Origin of the sequence: Leptotrichia sp. oral taxon 498 (genome assembly GCF_002240055.1) — a bacterium.
Lineage (GTDB): Bacteria > Fusobacteriota > Fusobacteriia > Fusobacteriales > Leptotrichiaceae > Leptotrichia > Leptotrichia rugosa.
The window spans coordinates 701746-722787 of the sequence record NZ_CP016753.1 but is presented as its reverse complement, the minus strand read 5'-3'; the positions used below and the strand labels follow the sequence as shown (position 1 = coordinate 722787).

19 protein-coding genes and 3 tRNA genes are annotated in these 21042 nt (G+C 29.3%); 4 read left to right on the top strand and 18 right to left on the bottom strand.

Going from position 1 to position 21042, the window contains the following annotated elements; translation table 11 throughout:
• Nucleotides 1–166: 166 nt before the first annotated feature.
• On the bottom strand, nt 167–2776 hold the full coding sequence (gene adhE / locus BCB68_RS03410; protein ID WP_094079540.1) for a bifunctional acetaldehyde-CoA/alcohol dehydrogenase: 2610 nt from the start codon (nt 2774–2776) through the stop codon (nt 167–169).
• A 209-nt stretch (nt 2777–2985) separates the two neighbouring features.
• Complete coding sequence (locus tag BCB68_RS03405; RefSeq protein WP_094079539.1) at nt 2986–4416, bottom strand: alanine/glycine:cation symporter family protein; 1431 nt, start codon at nt 4414–4416, stop codon at nt 2986–2988.
• A gap of 274 nt (nt 4417–4690) precedes the next feature.
• Between BCB68_RS03405 and BCB68_RS03400 the strand changes: the two genes are divergently transcribed.
• Entirely contained in the window at nt 4691–5179 is a 489-nt protein-coding gene (locus BCB68_RS03400; RefSeq protein ID WP_094079538.1) for a thioredoxin family protein, read from the top strand.
• 85 nt (nt 5180–5264) lie between these two features.
• On the opposite strand, the gene BCB68_RS03395 is transcribed toward BCB68_RS03400, so the two are convergent.
• The 16 genes from BCB68_RS03395 to dnaA all read right to left on the bottom strand — a co-directional run bounded on the left by BCB68_RS03395 (nt 5265) and on the right by dnaA (nt 19486).
• Complete coding sequence (locus BCB68_RS03395; RefSeq protein WP_094079537.1) at nt 5265–5765, bottom strand: TlpA family protein disulfide reductase; 501 nt, start codon at nt 5763–5765, stop codon at nt 5265–5267.
• A 168-nt stretch (nt 5766–5933) separates the two neighbouring features.
• Nucleotides 5934–6503, bottom strand: a complete 570-nt coding sequence (gene pth, locus BCB68_RS03390) for an aminoacyl-tRNA hydrolase (RefSeq protein ID WP_094079536.1) — start codon at nt 6501–6503, stop codon at nt 5934–5936.
• Nucleotides 6504–6542: 39 nt separating this feature from the next.
• Nucleotides 6543–7547 carry a tRNA (adenosine(37)-N6)-threonylcarbamoyltransferase complex transferase subunit TsaD gene (tsaD, locus tag BCB68_RS03385; RefSeq protein ID WP_094079535.1) on the bottom strand — a complete coding sequence of 335 codons (1005 nt, stop codon included), beginning with the start codon at nt 7545–7547 and terminating at the stop codon, nt 6543–6545.
• A 10-nt stretch (nt 7548–7557) separates the two neighbouring features.
• Nucleotides 7558–8613: a glycosyltransferase family 9 protein gene (locus BCB68_RS03380; RefSeq protein WP_094079534.1), complete on the bottom strand. Its 1056-nt coding sequence runs from the start codon at nt 8611–8613 to the stop codon at nt 7558–7560.
• A gap of 123 nt (nt 8614–8736) precedes the next feature.
• Nucleotides 8737–8813 (bottom strand) — tRNA-Met (locus tag BCB68_RS03375).
• A 6-nt stretch (nt 8814–8819) separates the two neighbouring features.
• Nucleotides 8820–8896, bottom strand: a tRNA-Met gene (locus tag BCB68_RS03370).
• Nucleotides 8897–8911: 15 nt separating this feature from the next.
• Nucleotides 8912–8999: transfer RNA gene (locus BCB68_RS03365), tRNA-Leu, on the bottom strand.
• Nucleotides 9000–9465: 466 nt separating this feature from the next.
• Nucleotides 9466–10053, bottom strand: a complete 588-nt coding sequence (gene pdxT / locus BCB68_RS03360; protein WP_094079533.1) for a pyridoxal 5'-phosphate synthase glutaminase subunit PdxT — start codon at nt 10051–10053, stop codon at nt 9466–9468.
• The gene (gene pdxS, locus BCB68_RS03355) at nt 10053–10928 is read right to left on the bottom strand and encodes a pyridoxal 5'-phosphate synthase lyase subunit PdxS (protein ID WP_094079532.1); all 876 of its coding nucleotides are present in this window, start codon (nt 10926–10928) and stop codon (nt 10053–10055) included. The genes pdxT and pdxS overlap by 1 nt, the downstream gene beginning before the upstream one ends.
• 291 nt (nt 10929–11219) lie before the next feature.
• Complete coding sequence (gene mnmG / locus BCB68_RS03350) at nt 11220–13085, bottom strand: tRNA uridine-5-carboxymethylaminomethyl(34) synthesis enzyme MnmG (RefSeq protein ID WP_094079531.1); 1866 nt, start codon at nt 13083–13085, stop codon at nt 11220–11222.
• Nucleotides 13086–13120: 35 nt separating this feature from the next.
• Nucleotides 13121–13930, bottom strand: a complete 810-nt coding sequence (locus BCB68_RS03345) for a lipopolysaccharide kinase InaA family protein (protein WP_157697345.1) — start codon at nt 13928–13930, stop codon at nt 13121–13123.
• Nucleotides 13923–14942 carry a tetratricopeptide repeat protein gene (locus BCB68_RS03340; protein ID WP_094079530.1) on the bottom strand — a complete coding sequence of 340 codons (1020 nt, stop codon included), beginning with the start codon at nt 14940–14942 and terminating at the stop codon, nt 13923–13925. The genes BCB68_RS03345 and BCB68_RS03340 overlap by 8 nt, the downstream gene beginning before the upstream one ends.
• Nucleotides 14943–15000: 58 nt before the next feature.
• The gene (locus BCB68_RS03335; protein WP_094079529.1) at nt 15001–16074 is read right to left on the bottom strand and encodes a DciA family protein; all 1074 of its coding nucleotides are present in this window, start codon (nt 16072–16074) and stop codon (nt 15001–15003) included.
• Between the two features lie 2 nt (nt 16075–16076).
• A complete protein-coding gene (gene recF / locus BCB68_RS03330; RefSeq protein ID WP_094079528.1) occupies nt 16077–17165 on the bottom strand; it encodes a DNA replication/repair protein RecF in 1089 nt (362 codons plus the stop codon).
• 24 nt (nt 17166–17189) lie between these two features.
• On the bottom strand, nt 17190–17396 hold the full coding sequence (yaaA, locus tag BCB68_RS03325) for a S4 domain-containing protein YaaA (RefSeq protein ID WP_094079527.1): 207 nt from the start codon (nt 17394–17396) through the stop codon (nt 17190–17192).
• Nucleotides 17397–18112: 716 nt separating this feature from the next.
• On the bottom strand, nt 18113–19486 hold the full coding sequence (dnaA, locus tag BCB68_RS03320) for a chromosomal replication initiator protein DnaA (protein WP_094079526.1): 1374 nt from the start codon (nt 19484–19486) through the stop codon (nt 18113–18115).
• Nucleotides 19487–20266: 780 nt separating this feature from the next.
• Here dnaA and rpmH point away from each other — a divergent pair.
• From rpmH to yidD, 3 genes are all read left to right on the top strand, one after another.
• Entirely contained in the window at nt 20267–20404 is a 138-nt protein-coding gene (gene rpmH / locus BCB68_RS03315) for a 50S ribosomal protein L34 (RefSeq protein ID WP_068155646.1), read from the top strand.
• 87 nt (nt 20405–20491) lie between these two features.
• A complete protein-coding gene (rnpA, locus tag BCB68_RS03310; RefSeq protein WP_094079525.1) occupies nt 20492–20818 on the top strand; it encodes a ribonuclease P protein component in 327 nt (108 codons plus the stop codon).
• Nucleotides 20818–21027, top strand: coding sequence for a membrane protein insertion efficiency factor YidD (gene yidD / locus BCB68_RS03305; RefSeq protein ID WP_216639367.1), 210 nt, complete (start codon nt 20818–20820; stop codon nt 21025–21027). The genes rnpA and yidD overlap by 1 nt, the downstream gene beginning before the upstream one ends.
• Nucleotides 21028–21042 lie beyond the last annotated feature (15 nt).

The window sequence follows — 21042 nt, the reverse complement described above, 5'->3', positions numbered from 1 at the left end:
CCAAGCTCTTCGGGTAGTTCCTACCCTGATATATTTAGTGTAATACATTTTGCTACAAATGTTAATCAAAAATGCAATTCATCTCCCACTTATAGAAGTTGGAGACTTCTTGCCATCTTTTTGTTAAAATAGTTTTAGTTTAGAAAGTTTTAATTTAGAAAACTAACTATTCTTCTTCTTTTTTATAATCTTTTGTTCCATAATAAGCTTCTAGTAAAATTTCCTTCAATTCAGAAATTAGTGGGTATCTAGGGTTAGCTGCTGTACATTGATCATCAAATGCATTCAATGCCATTTCATCAACCGCTTCTAAAAAGTCTTTTTCAGGCACTCCCCAATCTTTAATTGTCATAGGTATACCAATTCGTTTTTTAATTTCCACAATTCCGTCAATTAATTTTTCCATTTTTTCTTCTTTTGTATGTACATCTTTTCCAAATCCTAAATGGTCAGACATTTCTGCATATCTTTGCATTGCGTTTGGATATCTGTACTGAGGGAAAACTCCCATTTTTGTAGGTGCGTCAGCAGCATTATATCTTATTACAGTTTCTAATATAAGTGCATTTGCAATTCCATGAGGAATATGGAATTTTCCACCTAATTTATGTGCAAGCGAGTGGTTAATTCCCAAAAATGCATTTGCGAAAGCCATACCTGCAAGACAAGAAGCATTTGCCATTTTTTCTTTAGCTTTTATAGCTTTTGCTCCACCATCAACTGACTCTGGAAGATATTTGAATACCAATCTAGCCGCTTCCAATGAATAAGGTTTTGTATATTCTGTCGCCATAACTGAAACATAAGACTCAAGTGCGTGAGTAAATACATCAATTCCTGAAGCCACAGTAAGTCCTTTAGGCATTGAAAGCATTAATTCTGGATCATTTATCGCCACATTTGGAGTTAATTCATAGTCTGCAAGTGAATATTTTACTCCAGTTTCATCATCTGTAATAATTGAAAATGGTGTAACTTCTGAACCAGTTCCAGCTGATGTTGCAACTGCAATAAATTTAGCTTTTAGTCCCATTTTAGGGAATGGCAAAATTCTTTTTCTTATGTCCATAAATCTCATTGCCAAATCTTTAAATTTAGTTTCTGGATATTCATATAGAACCCACATAATCTTAGCGGCATCCATCGCTGAACCTCCACCAAGCGCAATAATTACATCTGGCTTAAATTCAAGCATAGCTTTTGCTCCCTCTTGAGTTGAGCTAAGTAATGGATCTGCTTTTACATCAGAGAAAATTCTAAAGTCAATTCCGATTTCTTCCAAGACTTTTGTAATGTGATCTGTGTATCCCAATTCTGCTAGCACGCTATCTGTTACGATAAAGGCTTTTTTATGTTCTCCTTTTAATTCTTCCAAAGCTGTTGGAAGTGAACCATATTTAAAATATACTTTCTGAGGCACTTTGAACCACAACATATTTTCCCTTCTTTCCGCTATTGTTTTAACATTGATAAGATGTTTTACTCCGATATTTTCAGAAACTGAGTTTCCACCCCAAGAACCGCATCCAAGTGTCAATGATGGTTCCAATTTAAAGTTAAACACATCTCCAATTGCTCCAAGTGAAGCCGGCATATTAATTAGTGTTCTTCCTGTTTTCATTTTTCTTCCAAATTCATCAATTTTTTCTCTTTCCGCCAAATTTACATAAAGAGCCGAAGTGTGTCCAAGTCCTCCTAATTCAACCAATGTTTCCGCTTTATCAAGTGCATCTTTAAAATTCTCACTTCTATACATTGCAAGTACTGGCGATAATTTTTCGTGTGCAAATGGTTCTTCCATTCCTGTCGATTCAACTTCTCCAATTAATACTTTTGCAGCGTGAGGAATTTCAAGTCCTGCCATTTGTGCGATTATATAAGCACCTTTTCCAACTACTTCCGCATTTAATCTGCCATTTACAAACAAAATTTCTCTAACCTTTTGTTTTTCTTCCTCGTTTAATATATAGGCACCTCTGTCTAAGAATTCCTGTCTAACTCTATCATAAATTTTATTGTCCACAATGACAGATTGTTCAGTTGCGCAAATTACTCCGTTATCAAATGTTTTAGACATTAAAATATAATTCACTGTCATTTTTATATCAGCTGTCTCGTCAATTATAACTGGCGTGTTTCCAGCTCCAACTCCGATTGCTGGTTTTCCAGATGAATAAGCCGCTTTAACCATTCCAGGTCCACCTGTTGCAAGGATTAAATCAGCATTTTCCATAAGTTCTTTAGATAATTCCACACTTGGTTCATCCACCCATCCGATTATATCTTTTGGAGCTCCGTACTTAATAGCTTCTTCCAATGCAAGTTTTGCTGCATAAATCGTACATTTTTTTGCTCTTGGATGTGGTGATAAAATAATACCGTTTCTCGTTTTTAATGTTAATAATATTTTAAAAGCTGCTGTTGAAGTTGGATTTGTAGTCGGTATAACTCCTGCTATAACTCCTATTGGAGTAGCTATTTTTTTAACTCCATAAGATCTATCCTCTTCCAAAACTCCACAAGTTTTTTCATCTTTGTATTTATTATAAATATATTCCGAAGCAAAGTGATTTTTGATAACTTTATCTTCTATTATTCCCATTCCTGTTTCTTCCACTGCCATTTTTGCAAGTGTAATTCTTTCATCATTAATTTTTTGAGCTACTTTTCTAAAAATTTTATCAACTGTTTCTTGGTCAAATGTTGAAAATTCTTCTTGCGCTCGTCGTACACGAGCAATCAATTCCTTCAAACTGTCCAAATCTTTAACTGCCATTTATGATTCCTCCCAATAATTTATAAGTATATACTTCATTTTGATATAATAATACTACTACTTTTACTAAAAATTGTCAAGTGATTTTTTTCATTTGATAAAAAACTTAATTTTACATTTAATTTAAAATAAATAAGAACTATCTTTTTACTATTTTTCAGATAGTTCTATTTTTTTATTTTTTTTTAATTTTCTGTGTTTAATAAAAATTATTTATCTTCTTCACTATAATCATAAGTTACATTCCCTTTTGCAAACTTTTCTTTATAATCTTTGAAAAGCGCTTTTACTTCAAATGACATCCAGACAATCGCAATTAAGTTCGGAAGCACCATTAAACTGTTAAATATATCAGCTAGTGACCATACAATTTTTACTTCTTGCAGAGAACCTGCTATTATACAAAGAATCACAACAATTCTATATGGCAAAAGCATCTTTTTCCCAAATAAAAATTTGATATTTGATTCTCCAAAATAATACCACCCGATTATCGTTGTAAATGCAAAAAATGCCAGACAAACGGCTAAAAGTATTGCTCCAAATTCTCCAAAAGAACTTTTGAAAGCACCTTGCGTCAGTTGTGCTCCCACAAGAAAATCTCCATTTGCATCTTTTAAAATGTAAGCCTTTGTAACTAAAATAGATAGCGCAGTTGCACTACACACCAAAATTGTATCAATAAATACTCCAACCATAGCTGAAAGCCCTTGCTCTGCAGGATGTTTTACATGTGCCACAGCGTGAGCGTGAGGAGTTGAACCCATTCCTGCTTCATTTGAAAATAGACCTCTGGCAATTCCTTTTTGAACAGCCACTTTCACACTGGCTCCAGCAATTCCTCCCACAACTGCATTAGGACTAAATGCGCTTTTTACAATCCAAGTAAATGTAGGTATAACTTCTTTATGAAATATCAGCAGTACCAAAATACTTGCCAAAATATACACCGCAGCCATAATAGGTACTACTAACTCAGCAAATTTCGCAATTTTATTCATTCCACCGATAAAAATTAAAGCGGCTAAAATCGCAACTATAATTCCTATTATACCAGGATTTATATTTTCAAGTCCAGATATTCCTTTTATTCCCGCAGCTATTGAATTTGATTGAACTGCATTTCCCATAAATCCAAGTGCCAAAATAATTGTCACAGAAAAGAAACTAGCTAAAAATTTGGCGAATTTTCCTGTTTTCTTAAGTCCTCTTGAAATGTAATATGCAGGTCCTCCAACAAGTTCTCCGTGAATTCTTTTTCTATATTTTTGCGCCAAAACCGCTTCTGTAAAAATTGTTCCCATTCCTAAAAATGCCGAAACCCACATCCAAAAAACTGCACCAGGTCCCCCGGCAGTAATGGCAGTAGCAACTCCCGCCACATTTCCAGTTCCAACTTGTGCCGCAACAGCCGTCGCCAATGCTTGAAACGAAGACATAGAACCTTCATTAGAATTTTCAGTTTTTCTAAACAGCCCTCCAAATACCATTTTAAAAGCATAGCCTATTTTTGTAATTTGTGGAAATCCAAGAAGGAAGCTCAAATAAGTTCCAGCCCCAAGCAACCCCCACATCAGAATATTACTAGCAATAAAGCTATTAATGTCGTTAATCAGTTTAACTAACTGTCCATAATCCATTTTTCTCTCCTTATTTAAAAAATTTTTACTTTATAAATAAAATTATACCAAAAAAATAAGTATTTTACAACGAAAGAGTGAAATTTAAGTTAATTTTTTCATTTTTTTAATAAAAAGATAGCAAGAAATCGTAGGCTTTCTATAAGTGGGAGTAGTTCACCAAATAATTATTTTGCCATGTTTATATAAAAAAAATCTTGACTTATAAAATTAAATATGATAGTATTCAATTATATCATTGAATAGTTTAAAAGATTGAAAGGATAAAGATTTTATGGCTACATTTGAAGATTATTTAAAATATGAAGTTACAGAAGAGCAGGAAGATAAAAAACAGTTAAGAATTATAAAAAAAGTTCAGCTTTCGGAAAAAACGGTAAAAGCAATAAAAAATATTGAAAAAAAAATAGAAATTATTGCAATTGCGCAAGTTTACTGTCCAGATTGCAGAGCTGCGGTTACATTTTTGAAAAAATTTAGCGATTTGAACGATAAAATTAAAATAGATTATCGAAATAGAAAAACTGGAGCTGAGTTTTTTCCAAATCTAAAAGAAGGAGAAAAAATAAAAATACCGTCTTTATTTGCCAAAAAGGGAGAAAATTATGAATTATTCTGGAATGAGTTTCCAAAAGTTGTGAGAGAAGAAATGGAAAAAAATCCAGATAATTTTGAAGATTTAAAATACAATTACAGAATTGGAAAATTTAATGATAAAATTGAAGAAGAATTGGTAAAATATTTTCTTTCTTTACAAAAATAATTTTATAAATTATTAAATTAAAAATACAGGAAATTTATTTAAAATAATAAAAATCCTGTATTTTTCATTTTTATAAAAAATTTTTTTATTTTTCAAACATTTTGTTTAATCCATCAATTTGCATAGTTCCTTTTTGGAAATCTTCTATTACAGATTTATTTATTTTAACGTTAGTCGGAACTTCAGTTATTTTAAATCCTTTTGAAATTGAACCATCAAAGTCGTAGTACACAGGGAAAGTAAACTTCTGTGTTTCCACATATTTTTTTGCATTTAATAATGAAGATTTTTTGTTTGTAAATACAACTACCACATTTACATTGTCTTTATTTTCCTCATAAAACTTTTGTACATCAGGTAGTTCCATATGACAATCTGGACACCATTCGGCAGCTACTATAAATAAAGTTGGCTTTCCGTTATTAAAAATTTTTCTAACTGGTGTTTTTGCTGCACTAAAATCTTTTAGCTCAAAATTTGGAACTTTAGTTCCTGGTTCTACATTGATTTCAAAAGTTTTAACAGTTTTGGCACAACCTAGCACAAATGTCATAAGCAGTGACAAAATAATCAATATTTTTTTCATTTTTACATCCTTTCATGCAACTAATATATTTTTAAATTCTGTTCATTAAGTTTCTAGAAATTTTGGTCAAATACAGTTGTTGCAGATTTTTAATTTTTTACAAAATTATTATAGCACAATAACTTTATAAGTCAACATTTTTATATACAATTTTAAAAAAATAAAAAATTATTTTTTTGAATTATATTTATTCATTAATTTTTGAGTTGGCATATCGTCTTTTATATCATCAATTAAATTAAAAATCTTTTCTCTCGAATCTCTTAAAACTTCCTTTTCTTCAGGTGTAAATTTTCCAAGCACATATCCCAATATTTCTTCTTTCGTCTTGGGTTTTCCAATTCCAAATTTTATTCGCACAAATTCATTTCCAACATGTGAAATAATGGATTTTATCCCATTATGTCCTCCAGCACTTCCATTTTGCTTAATTTTCAATTTTCCAAACTGCATATCCATATCGTCGTAAATTACAAAAAGTTCAGTTTTTGGATCAATCTTAAAAAATCTTACCGCTTCTCCAACCGCTTCTCCACTTAAATTCATAAAAGTCAAGGGTTTTTGATAAAAAACTTTGTCGCCGTTGTAATTTGTGTTTACAAAAAGTGATTTATATTTTTCAGTAAAATTTGTAATTTTTTTTTCTTTTAAATATTTGTCAATAAATATAAATCCTATGTTATGTCTAGTTAGTTTATATTGTTCGCCTGGATTTCCTAATCCTACGATTAATTTCATGATAAAATTTCTCCTTTTTATTTTTTTTATTGTATTTTTTTATTTTTCTTCTTTTGTAGAAATCGCATCAACATCGTAATTATTTTTTTTGTCATCAATTTTTTTATTTTTAAGTTCGTAATAAGCCGCAACTCCAATCATTGCCGCATTATCCGTACAATATTCCATTTTGGGAAAATGAACTTCAATATCTGAAAAATTTTCAAACTTTTTCCGAAGACCTTTGTTCGCTGAAACTCCTCCAGCTACAAGCAAAGTTTTTACATTTTTTTCTTTTACCGCTTTTTCCACTTTGTCATACAAAATGTTTACAATAGCTTCTTGCAACGACTTTGAAATATCTTCTTTTGAAATCTCATTTTTTTTCATTCTTTCGTGATTCACATAATTTGTAATAAAAGTTTTAACTCCGCTAAAACTAAAATTATATCCGTCAACTTTAGGTTTTTTGATTTTTAAAATATCTTTTCCATCAACTGAAAGTCTGTCAATTTGCGGACCACCAGGATATGGAAGTCCCAAAATTCTAGCAATTTTGTCATAAGTTTCTCCAACTGCGTCGTCCAAAGTTTCTCCCAAAAGCTCTGTCACAATTTTCTCATCTTTTTCGTAAATATAATACAAATTTGTGTGCCCACCTGAGACGACAAGTGAAATTGCTGGAAGTTTTACATCACTTTCAATAAAACTTGAAAAAATGTGTCCGTTTATGTGATTTATTGGAATAAGCGGAATATTGTTGGCAAAACTTACGGATTTTGCAAACATAAGTCCGACTAAAAGTGATCCAATTAGTCCTGGCGTATTTGTAACAGCGATGTAATCAATATCTTTAAGAGTTATATCTGCTTTTTTTAACGCTTGTGTAAAAACTGGCAAAATATTTTCGATGTGGTGACGAGAGGCGATTTCAGGCACAACTCCACCAAATTCTTTATGAATGTCAATTTGTGTTGAAATGATGTTACTCAACACTTTTTTTCCATCTTCAATTACAGCGACTGAAGTTTCATCGCAGGAAGATTCGATTGCGAGTATTTTCATTTTTTTCTCCTTATTTCAAATTATTTTTATTTTCAGTAATTTTTTCATATTCAAAAATTATTTTTTGTAGCACTTCTTTTACAGAAATTCCTGACATGCAGTCTTCGTATTTTTTAGGAAATTTATCATCTCCATAAAGCGAGTGAGATTTACAATTTGGATTCTTTATTAAAAAAGTATTTTTCTCAAAAGAAAATAAATTTGGATCTGTTGGTCCAAAAAATACAAAAGTTGGAGTTTTGACAGCACGAGCTATGTGAAATGGTCCAGAGTCATTTACAACAGCAATTTTTGCATATTTCAAAATAATTCCGCTTTCTTTAAAAGAAATTTTTCCACATAAATTAATAATTCTCCCATTTTCATCGTCTTGCACAATTTTTTTATCTTCTTTTCCACCAATCACAAAAATTTTTATATTTTTTTTGGAAAAATATTTTAACAAATCTTTCGCCAATTCATTGTAAAATGGCCATTTTTTCGTAAATTTAGAAGCTCCAGGTGCAAGGACAAAATAATCTTCATTTTTTAAATCATATTTTTCAATCAAATTTTTTTCTACAGAATTTTCCACATAAAACTCCAGCGCATCCCCAAGTCCATTTTTTTTATTTTTCCAAGAAAATTCAATTCCCAATTTTTTTAGTGCAGAAAAATAACTTTCCACAATCGTGCAATCGGCGTTATAATCAATAATTTTTGCTTTAACCAAAAGAGTTTTCCACCATTTTCTTTTTTTGTAGCGAAAATATTTAGTTTTAGAATTTTTCAATTTTATTCCGATTATTCTCGACAAAATTTTAGAATGTAAATCAATCACAAAATCATATTTTTCTTTTTTTAATTGAGAAATTATACTTTTTATATATTCTTTATCCTTACTTTTTTTCTTTTCAAAAACCACAAGTTTTCGGATATTTGGATTAAGCGAAATCGCTTGAGAGAAAGTGTCATAGACGGCAAAATCAATTGTGGCATCTGGATATTTTTTTTTAATCGCTCTGATCACAGGTGTCGTCAGTAAAACATCACCAAATGAGCTAAATCTCATTATTAAAATTTTCATAATTATTTTCCTTTTGTTATTATTTATTTAAATTTTATACATCAAATATCGAATTAAGTCAAGTTTTTTAAATAAAAAAAAAGAAAGCTAATTAACTTCCTAACTTAAAATTATTTTTTAAAATGGTGCCTAGAAGAAGATTCGAACTTCCGACCCTACGGGTATGAACCGTATGCTCTAGCCAACTGAGCTATCTAGGCATAATTTGGTGGCGGGAGCTGGATTTGAACCAACGACCTTCGGGTTATGAGCCCGACGAGCTACCTGACTGCTCTATCCCGCGACAAGCTAAACACTATGGTGCCTCGAGCCGGACTTGAACCGGCACGGAATAATATTCCACAGGATTTTAAGTCCTGTGCGTCTACCGATTTCGCCACCAAGGCTAAACAAATTTACAAAAATAATTATACTATATATTTACTTTTATGTCAAGTGTTTTTTTGATATTTTTTTAGGGTTGTACTGTATAATCAAGTGCAACACTAAAATGCATAAAAAAACAGAGTAAATCTGTGTCATTTACAAAATATAAAGTTTTCCCTCCTGCTAAAAAGGGATATTATGAAATTGGTGCAGTAAAAAAAATGGAAAAAATGAAACCTGTATTATTACTTTAGTTGATAGAAAAATTAGATGCAGAAAAATACCATTTTGATAATACTATAGCAGAAAAAAATTAAGAACAGAAAAAATTCTGCTCTTAAAAGATATTTTTTTATTATTTTTACTTTTTTATTGTACTTGACTTGACAATACACTAATAAATATTTTTTATTTGCTTCTAAATATTTAACTTCACCAATCCAAAGAATGATAAAAAATTTTTTCTTAAATATATTTTTGTTATTTTTATTTATTTAATTTACACATTTCAACAAAAAACTTATGTACTTTAAGATTATCATTTAACTCAGGATGATACGAAGTCACAAGAATATTATTCTCCCTTGCTGCGACAACATTCCCATCAACTTCCGAAAGAACTTCCACATTTTTTCCCACACTTGAAATATATGGTGCTCGAATAAATGTCATTGGAATAACTCCAATCCCTTTAAATTCACTTTCAGTAAAAAAACTTCCAAGCTGTCTTCCATAGGCATTTCTTCTAACTTTTATATCCATCGCTCCCAAATAAGTCCGACTGTCATTTTCAATTTCCCTTGCCAAAAGAATTAATCCTGCGCAAGTACCGAATACAGGCAATCCTTCCAAAATAAGTTTTTTTATGTCATCAAATAAATCAAGGTCATAAAGCAGCTTTCCAATAACTGTACTTTCTCCACCTGGGATAATTAATCCGTCAATATCATTATTATTAACAGCATTGCTTAAATCAGATTTTTTTCTTATTTCAAATGATTCTATCCCAAGTTTTTTCAGCATTTTTCTATGTTCTGCAAAAGCTCCTTGTAAAGCCAATACACCGATTTTCATTATTTACCTCTTTCAGCCATAAGTAACTTAATTTCATTTTCATTGATTCCAACCATAGCTTCTCCTAAATCTTCAGAAATTTCGGCTAATACTTTTGGATCATTATAGTTAGTAACAGCTTTAACTATCGCCTGTGCTCTTTTTACAGGATCTCCAGATTTGAATATTCCCGATCCAACGAATACACCTTCAGCTCCAAGCTGCATCATCAAAGCCGCATCTGCAGGAGTAGCAACACCACCTGCTGCAAAATTCACTACTGGCAATTTACCATTTTCGTGAACATATTTTACTAAATCAAAAGGAACTTGCAATTCCTTAGCTGTAAAATAAAGTTCATCTTCTCTCATATTCTGTATTCTTCTTATTTCCTGATTCATCATTCTCATATGTCTTACTGCCTGTACAACATCCCCAGTTCCTGGCTCACCTTTAGTTCTTATCATTGAAGCTCCTTCAGCTATTCTTCTAAGAGCTTCTCCCAAATCTTTTGCTCCACATACAAAAGGAACTTTAAATTTTTTCTTATCTACATGAAATTTATCATCGGCAGGTGACAATACTTCACTTTCATCTATGTAGTCAATTTCTATCGCTTCTAAAATCTGCGCTTCCACAAAATGTCCAATTCTAACTTTTGCCATTACTGGAATTGAAACGACTTCCTGAATACCTTTAATCATTTTAGGGTCACTCATTCTTGAAACTCCACCCACAGCTCTGATATCAGCTGGAATTCTTTCAAGTGCCATAACCGCCGCCGCTCCAGCCGCTTCAGCTATTTTTGCCTGTTCAGGAGTGGAAACATCCATTATAACTCCACCTTTTAACATTTGTGCCAGATTTTTGTTTAATTCATATCTTTCATTTTTCATAAAATTCCATCCTTTCATGATAAAAAAATTTAATATATAATTATTATACTACTATTCAAAAAATTTTACAAATTTATATAATTAATTTGCTCACTTTTCATTGACTATTTTGAAAAATTAAGGTATACTTTAATGTAAAAAATAATAAATTAAAACAAATTGTGACTACGCAAAACTAAAAATTTTGAAAAATTATATTTTTTCTATTTTTAGTTTTGTTTTTTTATCTATAAATTTATTTAACTTAATAATTTTGTTTTTCAAAAAAGTTTCTAGCATTACAAAAAAATTTTATTGTAAACTTTTTAACATCGCAATTAAAATTGAAATGTCATTGTAGGTTACCCCACTGATTCTACTAGCTTGTCCAATATTTTTAGGATTTCCGTAGATTAATCCAGAAATTGCTATATTACTCAGTCCTTTTACATTTTCATAATCAAAATTTTTTGGAATTTCCATCTCTTCCAACTTTTTAAATTTTTCAATCTGAGCTTTTTCCCGCTCTATAAAAATTTTATATTTCGCATTTATTTCTACTTGTTCTTTCGCCAATTTTGACAAATTTATAGTTTTACAAAACTCACTTAAGTTATCATAATTAATTTCTTTTCTTGCCAAAAAGTCAAACGCCGACACAGGACTATTCATACCATTTTCTTTGCCACCTTCAATACTTTTTAATTTCTCATTATTCTCTTTCGTCGGATAAATTGTAATTTCTTTTAATCTTTTTATTTCATCGTAAATTTCTTTTACGGCATCTTCCAATTTTTTTGTCGTATTTTTGTCCAAAATTCCGATTTCTTTTGATTTTTCAAGAAGTCTTATAAAGACATTGTCCTGTCTTAATGTAAGTCTATATTCAGCTCTTGATGGCAGTACCCGATATGGTTCTGGCGTTTTTTTATTAATTATATCGTCAATCAAAACTCCAATATATCCTTCACTTCTGTCAATCACAATTTCTTTTTTTCCCAAAATTTTTCTAGCCGCATTCACACCCGCAATAAATCCTTGACACGCCGCTTCTTCATATCCACTTGTCCCATTAATTGTTCCCGCAGTATAAAGCCCTTCCAAAACCTTCGTTTCAAGCGTCAAATTGAGCTGATGAGCTGGAATGAAGTTATATTCCACAGCATACCCATATCGCACGATTTGAGCATTCTCCAAGCCTGTGATTGTATGCAGCATAGTTTCTTGTGCAAATGGCGGCATAGCTGTCGTAAATCCGTTTATATAAATCTCATCTGATTCTATAGATTCCTGCTCCAGAAATATCTGGTGGTCGGTTTTTTGCGGAAAATTCATAATTTTTCTATCAAGCGAAGGACAATGTCTAGGTCCTTTTGTACTCACAATTCCAGTTACAATCGGCGAATATTTTAACATTTGTTTTCCAGCTTTTATCGTTTCTGGTGTTGTAAATGTAAGCCAGGTGGGAAGTGTTTCACTGTATTCCTTTTCAGTTTCATAAGAAAAATACCTTGGATTTGTCTCTCCGCCCAGTTTTTGCATTTTAGAAAAATCTATTGATTTTTTAGCAATTCTAGGTGGCGTTGCAGTCTGGTATCTGTCCAGCTCAAATCCATATTCTTCCAATCTATTGGGTAAATCAACGCTCGCAGGTTCCCCTACTCTTCCCGAAGAATATTTAACATCTCCCATAATGTATTCTCCGCCTAAAAATGTTCCTGTGCAAAGCACAACCGCTTTCGCCCCATATTCAATTCCAAAATTGTCCACAACACCACAGACTTTTTTTTCACAAACTTTTAAATCCACGACAATTGCTTGAACAACCTCTAAATTTTCTTGATTTTCCACAATTTCTCTCATTTTAATTCTATATTTATATTTATCGGCTTGAGCTCTCGTTATTCTTGAGGCAAGTCCCTTTGTATGATTTAAGTTTTTAAGCTGTAAATTATACTTGTCAATATGTCTTGCCATTTCTCCGCCAAGCATCCCTAATTCTGACACCAAATGACTTTTTCCAGGTCCTCCAATTGACGGATTGCACGACATCATAGCAATACTGTCTAAATAAATAGTAAATAAAGCTGTTTTTAGGCCTTGTCTTGCTGAAGCCAGAGCTGCTTCCACTCCTGCATGTCCCGCTCCAACTACTATTACATCATAATTTTTACTCATCTTTTTTCCTTTCTAAAAAAATTTTTTTCTTAAAATTATTTTTTCTTTTTAAAGGCTCTTCTAACTGGTCTAGTTAAATCCATTATAAACACATAATTTTTATGTTTTTTTATAAATTTATTCAAATTTTTGTAGATAATTTTTTCAGATAGTTTACAATATTTTGCATATTCATTGCAAAAAATTTTAGTCAGTTTTTCATCTTCCATCATTCTTGAAACATTTTTCATCCGACTTTTAATACTCATCTTAACATCAAATTTCATTCTGTTCAAATCCACAAGATAAAACTCATAATTTTTGCTTTTTTCTACAATTAGCACATTTCCTGGCGAATAATCCTCAAAATAAATCCCCTTTTCGTGCAGTCCATACGAAAATTTTGCAAACTGTCTTATAACTTTTTCTCGTTTTTCTTCAATTTTTTTGTACCAATTCTCCTCTTTAACTTTTTCATAATCTTCAGGCCAAAATATCTCCCGACAAGTGAAATCATATTTTAAATCTTCACTTATATAATAATCCCTTTTATCTTTTCCAAATTTATCAAAATAAGCAATTGGCTCCGGTGTTCCTATTTTTTTTTCCAAAAGCTTTTTGGCATATTCAAAAGAGCGCTTAGCCTTTGAGCCTTTTATATATTTATAAATAACATTTGAAATAAAATTTGGTTTTTTAAATTTTTTTATGTTTAGCGTTTTACAAAAATTTTTTTCATCTATAACAACTCTTTTTATCTCATTTCGACTGGGTTCCACGACATATTCACCAATTTTATCAAAATTTTCTAATGTTTTTACCAAAATTTCCTTTTCATAATTTTTATTTATTTTATAGTTATTCATCTGTAACCTCTTGTTTTTTATTTTTTAAAATTTTTTTATATTTTCTTTTACCTTCATTCAACTTTTTTTTGAGTTCCTTTAAAATATTTTCATTTGTCAAAATATTTTTATTGTTTTTTATGCACTCAAAAGCTTCGTCATACTTGTGTTCCTTTTCCAAAACAAATATCAAATTGTAGTAATGTCTAGGAACTTCTGGCTCAATCATTATCATCTTTCGACAAATTTTTTCAGCTTCACTAAATTTTTTTCTTGCAAGATAATATCGCCCCTTTAAATTTAACATCTTTATTCTTGATAAACCTGAATTTTCATAATTTAAAAATAACAGTTCAATTTCTTTATATTCCTTCACTTGAAGCAAAATTTCAAAAAAATCTTCAAATATGTAATCCTGCACATCTTCACAGCTTATAGCGATATTGTAATACTTTATAGCCTTTTTAACATCATTTGAATAAACCATTGTATCTCCCATTCGAGCATATAGTTTAGCCAATTTTATTCCTTTAAAATTTACAAGATTTTTATACTGCAAGATTGCACTGTCATATTTTTTCATCATTGTAAAAATATCACCTTTTTGGACATATGCTTCAACACTTTTTGGTTCCAATTCAATAGCTTTTTCCACATATTCCATCGCCTTTTTAAAATATTTTAAAAAGGAATAGCACATTCCTAAATTCAAGTAAACAAAATAGTTGTCCTCCTCTTCCAAAAATTTTTTGTAAACAGAAATCGCTTTTTTAAACTTTCCCAATGTCTGATATATGTATCCAAGAGAAAAAATGGTATCTTTGTTTTTAGGATATTTTTTATAACGCTTCTTTGCATATTTTACTGCTTCCCCATACATTTCAAACTCAGAATACAGTTCAACTATTCCAGTCAATGCCACAAAATTGCTTTCATCTATTTCTAAAACTGTTTTTAAATAAAGCATGGCGTTATCATATTCCTTTTTTTCTATCATTTTATCCGCTTCCAAAAGCAGTTGCTCCACATTCACTTGACTTTTCCCTTTCTTTCAAATCTTTAGTTTATCTTCAATTTCAAAAATTTTATTTTTATCTGTATCTGTATTTCATTCTGAATTCCACATCTTTTTTTAATTTTGACAAAATTCTTTTTCGCTCAATTTTAAAAACTTCTTTATTGTCACTTCCAATTTTGCAATCAATATAATTTTTTATCATATCTTCCATTTCTTTTTTAGCTTCGTTTCGTATTTCAAAGCTATATTCTTCATTATTGCCAATTTCTTTATTTTTTTCAATACAAAAGTATAAAAGTTCATTATAAATCTGCTGTGCCAAAACTTCCCGTGCCTTGTAATATGTCTTTTTATCCGTCTTTATAATTTTTAGTGCCTGTCTTTCCCCAGTAAATGGTTTTTCTTGAATAAGTCTCATCATACTCTCAAAAATTTTATTTTTCTTTGCCATTTCGCACTCAAAACAAATTTTTTCATCTTTCATTGGCTTAAATAGACTTTTACACATTTTGCACTCCACATATCCAAGCTCTTTTAGACAAATTCTCCGCTTTTCCATCTTTATCAAAATTCTTTCCAATCTTTCTGAAAGTTTTTTATCGCGATTTGGATTTTCAGTCATAGCTTTATGAATTTTGTCGATTATTTCTTTTGGCAAAATAACTTTATTTATATCAATTTTACCTTTTTTTGTAAATTTTTTAGTAAAAACTTTTTTTTTATTATTTCCCCATCTTCTTTTAGTAACTTCGTGTTCTCTTAACATCTCTCCAACTTTTAAAGTTCCAAAATTTTCTTCATTTTCAATTAATTCATCTAAAATTTCTCTTTTTATTTTATAGTTTACTTTATGAATCTCAATATTTCCTACGACATCTTCACCCAAAAATTTATTAATTCTGTCCTTTACCACATTTTTATGCAGAAGAAATGTGTGATAAACCGTCGCATCTGTCAAATTTACCGTCAAAATTTTTTGAAACAGACTTTTTGGCTCAGACCTTTCAAAAATTGGACCACCAACAAATATTTCCCAATTTTTTTTTATTTTCTCCAAAATATATTTTTCATTATTAAAAAAAGAAATTTTTTTCTTATCATATATATATTTAGCTAAATTACCTAATTTATTGACTTTATCTTCCATTTTTATTCCCCCACTTCTGTTTTTCCACCGTCAACAATAAATTTTTTTCCAAAAATTTTCAAATCTTGCGTCGAAGTTATAAAACACTGAATTTTTTTATTTTTGAAATAATCCAAAATGCTATTTTTTCTAATTTCGTCAAAATATGAAGAGATATCGTCCATAATAAAAATCGGATATTCATTTTTTTCCGCCATCAAAATGTCAATCTCAGAAATTTTTAGTGAAAATATTATTGATTTTTTTTCTCCTTGAGAAGAATAAGATTTTGCATTTTTTCCATTTAACTCAAAGACGAAATCATCTTTTTGCGGTCCCAGCAAACTGTATCCCAAAAAATTTTCCCTCTCCATTTTTTTTAAACACTGCTCTTCAAATTTTTCCACTAATTCAGACTTACTTTTTTTTTCTACATCTCCCAAAAAACAGTCATATCTTAACTTTAACTTAGCTTTTTTGTCAAACAGTTTCTGGTAATTAAAATTTAGCAAAACCGATATCTTTTGTATAAATTCTCTTCTGTGAACTATAATATTCACACCCTCTTCAATAAATTTTTTGTTGTAAATCTCATAAATTTCGCAACAAGTTTTATTTTCTTTTATAAGTTTGTTTCTGACTTTTAGTATTTTTTCAAAATTTACAATCGACTTCAAGTAATCTTTTCTCGCCTGTGAAATTTCATAATTAAAAAAACCTCTTCTGATATTAGGATTTCCCACAATTAGCTCAATATCTTCTGGAATAAAAGAAATTACATTTAAGTTTCCGATGTAGTCTATATATTTACTTTTACTTTTATTTATGTAATAATCCTTCTTTTCTTCGTTGACATCAATTGCAATAATTTTATTTCCATCATTTGTCTCAAATTTTCCAAAGACAATTGTTCTATGGACATTATACTTTCTCATTTCCTTAATTTTTTTTGTCCTAAAACTTTTTCCTGTTGCGAGAAAATAAACAGCTTCAATAAGAGAAGTCTTTCCTTGCCCATTTTTCCCATAAATTAAGTTAAAATTCCTATTAAACAGCAATTTATCATCTTTCAAGCAACGAAAATTATTAAAATTTATTTGACTTAAATACATTATATTTTTCCCTTTTTTATTTTTTTAAACTTCTTTTTCCATAACAATTTTTTCTCCATTAAATTCCACAACATCGCCTGGATATATTTTTTTCCCTCGTCTAGTTTCAATTTCCCCATTTACCTTCACATCACCATTTAAAATTACCATTTTTGCCATAGCCCCCGATTCAACTAAATTTGCCCACTTTAACAACTGATCTAACTTTATAAATTCTGTATGTATTATCATTTTTTTTCTCCCTTATTGATTTTCTATTTTTAACTATTTATATTTATATCATAAATTCCAAAAAATTTATACTTTATTAAAAATTTCTAGTCAATTTTTTTAATCATTAATAATATTAATGTTTAAAATTGAATTGTGGAAAACTCAATTTTATTGTGGAAAACTTTTTCCACATAGTTTTCCACATAGTTTCCACAATACCATTTTATACCTATTTTTAGAGGATTTCAAACATTCTAAAAATTTATTTTAAAATTTTACTATTTTTGGATTTTGTGGAAAACTCATTTCTTTCTTTTTATTTTTAATTAAATTTATAATACTTTTTATATATAATTTAAATTTTTATAAGTTTTCAACATTCAAAATAAATCTTGTCAGTTTTCCACATTTTTTAAATCCAGTTTTCCACATAGTTTTCCACATTTTTATTTCTTTCCGTTTAAAAATAAGGATTTATTTACTCTCATAAAAAATATAGATTGTGGAAAACTTCTCTTTTTTCCACATTTTTCCCAAAAAATTTTTTACATTTTAAATTATTTTTTTATTTTTTTTAATATATAATAATTTTTATTTAATTTTTTATAAATAATTTTTTCCCTGTGGAAAACTTTTTCCACATTGTGGAAAACTATCTAAATTTTTCAAAAGTTTTCCACATAGTTTTCCACATTTTTAGAATTTCTTTCCACACACTAAATAAAAAAAAAATTCTATATTTTAAATATCTTTTTATATAAATTCTCTACTTCTTTTTTGAATACGTCATCTTCCTCTTTTGATTTTTCTACTTTTCTTATGCTACTTATTACTGTACTGTGGTCCTTTCCTCCAAAAAGCCCGCCAATAGCGGTTAAACTTAAATCTAACTCAACATTATGCTTTAGTATATACATTGCAATTTGTCGAGATTCTACTATTTTTTTTTGCCTTTTTTTAGATTTCATATCGTCAACACTTACACCATAATGCAATGAAATCATCTCTATCACTTTTTGAGCTGTCATCTTTGAGCGCTCCTTTTTTATGTTGTGAGAAAGCATTTCCTGAACCTGATCTATTGTAATAGGTTCATTTAATAGCTTTGCTCTAGCGTTCAAATTCGTCAAAATTCCCTCAAGTTCTCTAACATTTGAAACGACTGCATCTGAAATATATTCCAAAATATCATCGCCAATTTCTATGTCTTGACTTTTTGCAATATTTTTTAAAATCATCATTCTAGTTTCAAAGCCAGGACGCTGGATTTCTACCGTAAGTCCAGATAAAAATCTAGATTCCAGTCTTTTAGATAAATTCTTTATTTCTTTAGGAGATTTGTCGCTTATCATAATAATTTGTTTTCCCAATTCCTGTAATTTGTTAAAAGTGTGGAAAAACTCTTCTTCCACAGTCCCTTCACCACGTCCAAAAACTTTTTCAAAAAATTGAATATCATCTAACAAAAGTACGTCTAAATTTCTAAATATATCCCTAAAATTCTGGATTCTCCCACTGTTTAAAACTTTAAAAAATTCATTTGCAAATTCTTCGGATGTAGAATAATACACTCTTTTTTCAGGACTTTTTTTAAGAATTTCATTTCCTACAGCTTGCATTAAATGAGTTTTTCCAAGTCCAGAACTTCCAAAGATAAAAAGAGGATTGTAAACAGGTTTGGGATTTTTTACTACAGCAAGGCAAGCATTATATGCAAGTCTACTATTTTCACCAACTACAAAGTTGTCTAGCCTATGTTTTGGATTTAAACCAGTATTTGCCATTTTTTCGTTTTTAATTTTAGGCTTTTCCAGATCCTTTGTGGTAAAAATCTTCATTTCAGGATGTTTTATCTCCTTTTTTTGCTTCTTTATTTCTATTTTTATTTCCATTTTTTCATCAGTTACAAGTTCTAAGATTTCTTCCATTTCAATTCTGTAGTTTTCCACATTTTTTTTAATAATTTTTGAGTTACAGGATAACAGAAGCGTATTCTTCACAATTTCCACAGCCTTGACATTTTGAAAAAATGTTTCAAAAATTACTTCTTCCACACTTTTTTTCACTAATTTTTTTAACTTTTCCCATAATTTTTCAGCTTCCTGCACAATTTCATCTCCCTTTTAATTAAATTATTTCAAATGAATCAATAGCTTTAAAAGTCACTCTCTTTCAGGATTTTATTAATTTTTATCCAAATTAAAATTTTACTTTTCCACATTAATAAAACAATAATTTTAGAGTTTTCCACATTTGGTTTTCCACATTTTTTAGATTTTTTATTTTTTTGCTAAATAAATAAAAAAACTAGAGAGTTTTCCACAATTTTTTTATTTTTTTCCCCTTTTTTTCAAATTTGATACATTTTTATATTATGAATATAACATATATAAAATAAATAATCAAGATTTAGCAAAAAGTTTTCCACATAGTTTTCCACAGGTACTAGATACTATATTTACCTGGTTTATTGTTATTTTTGCTCAAAATTGACAAGTTTTCCACATAAAAATGAATAGCCTATTTTACTGGATTCCCACATTTTTTCCACATTTTTTTAGTTTTCCACATCAAATTGTGGGAAACATGTGGGAAACTTTGTGGAAAAAAGTTTTCCACAATTTAGGTAAAAGTTTTCCACATGTTATTCTCTGGCAAATCCTTTATTCATCAGTATTCCCACATTTCCACATTGTATAATAATAATATATATATAATAATATATAATATATTATAATAATAGATTGTGGAAAACTATGGAAAACTAAAAAGTTAATAAGTTGGTAAAGGGATTTTACTTGACTTTTATTCAAATTTTGTATATAATATTTATAAAATACTAAAAATTATTGAAAAGAAAAGAAAAAAAGAAAGGAAAAAAGAAAAAAATGACAAAAAGAACATATCAACCAAATAAAAGAAAAAGAAAAAAAGATCACGGTTTTAGAAAAAGAATGCAAAATAAAAGTGGAAGAAATGTATTAAAAAGAAGAAGAGCAAAAGGAAGAAATAAATTATCTGCATAATTTATAAGTTTTACAAACAAAATTAAATTGTAGGGGAATATTTCCCCTGTTTTTTAAATAAAAAATGAATTAAAAAGAAGAAGAAGTATGTATATCAATAAAATAAAAAAAACAAAAGATTTTTCAATAATATATAACAAATCAAAAAAAGTGCATACCAAGTATGCTATTATTTTTATAAAAAAAAATTTCAAAAAAGAACAAAGATTTGGATTTGTAGCAAGTAAAAAAACAGGAAACTCTGTCTATAGAAATAGAATCAGAAGACTATTTAAAGAATTTGTAAATCTAAACAAAGAAAGATTTCACAAAGATACAGACTATGTTTTTGTAGGTAAATCAATTTTAAAAGATAATCTAAAAAATATAAAATACAAAGATATAGAAAAAGACCTAAGCAAGGTGATAAAATGATAAAAAAAATTTTATTATTTCTAATAAAAATTTATCAAAAGATTATTTCTCCTATATTTGGAAAAAGATGTAGATTCTATCCAACTTGTTCGGAATATTCAAGACAGGCAATTACAAAATATGGAGCGATAAAAGGAACTTACTTAAGCATAAAAAGAATACTAAAGTGTCATCCCTTTCATAAAGGTGGTTATGATCCTTTAAAATAATTAAAAACTTAATAT

What these genes read in the sequence shown, in the direction of transcription:
- adhE (WP_094079540.1), bottom strand. Translation starts at nt 2,776, where the DNA reads ATGGCAGTTAAAGATTTGGACAGTTTGAAGGAATTGATTGCTCGTGTA.
- BCB68_RS03405 (WP_094079539.1), bottom strand. Translation starts at nt 4,416, where the DNA reads ATGGATTATGGACAGTTAGTTAAACTGATTAACGACATTAATAGCTTT.
- BCB68_RS03400 (WP_094079538.1), top strand. Translation starts at nt 4,691, where the DNA reads ATGGCTACATTTGAAGATTATTTAAAATATGAAGTTACAGAAGAGCAG.
- BCB68_RS03395 (WP_094079537.1), bottom strand. Translation starts at nt 5,765, where the DNA reads ATGAAAAAAATATTGATTATTTTGTCACTGCTTATGACATTTGTGCTA.
- pth (WP_094079536.1), bottom strand. Translation starts at nt 6,503, where the DNA reads ATGAAATTAATCGTAGGATTAGGAAATCCAGGCGAACAATATAAACTA.
- tsaD (WP_094079535.1), bottom strand. Translation starts at nt 7,547, where the DNA reads ATGAAAATACTCGCAATCGAATCTTCCTGCGATGAAACTTCAGTCGCT.
- BCB68_RS03380 (WP_094079534.1), bottom strand. Translation starts at nt 8,613, where the DNA reads ATGAAAATTTTAATAATGAGATTTAGCTCATTTGGTGATGTTTTACTG.
- pdxT (WP_094079533.1), bottom strand. Translation starts at nt 10,053, where the DNA reads ATGAAAATCGGTGTATTGGCTTTACAAGGAGCTTTTGCAGAACATAGA.
- pdxS (WP_094079532.1), bottom strand. Translation starts at nt 10,928, where the DNA reads ATGAAAAATGAAAGATATGAATTAAACAAAAATCTGGCACAAATGTTA.
- mnmG (WP_094079531.1), bottom strand. Translation starts at nt 13,085, where the DNA reads ATGAGTAAAAATTATGATGTAATAGTAGTTGGAGCGGGACATGCAGGA.
- BCB68_RS03345 (WP_157697345.1), bottom strand. Translation starts at nt 13,930, where the DNA reads ATGAATAACTATAAAATAAATAAAAATTATGAAAAGGAAATTTTGGTA.
- BCB68_RS03335 (WP_094079529.1), bottom strand. Translation starts at nt 16,074, where the DNA reads ATGGAAGATAAAGTCAATAAATTAGGTAATTTAGCTAAATATATATAT.
- recF (WP_094079528.1), bottom strand. Translation starts at nt 17,165, where the DNA reads ATGTATTTAAGTCAAATAAATTTTAATAATTTTCGTTGCTTGAAAGAT.
- yaaA (WP_094079527.1), bottom strand. Translation starts at nt 17,396, where the DNA reads ATGATAATACATACAGAATTTATAAAGTTAGATCAGTTGTTAAAGTGG.
- rpmH (WP_068155646.1), top strand. Translation starts at nt 20,267, where the DNA reads ATGACAAAAAGAACATATCAACCAAATAAAAGAAAAAGAAAAAAAGAT.
- rnpA (WP_094079525.1), top strand. Translation starts at nt 20,492, where the DNA reads ATGTATATCAATAAAATAAAAAAAACAAAAGATTTTTCAATAATATAT.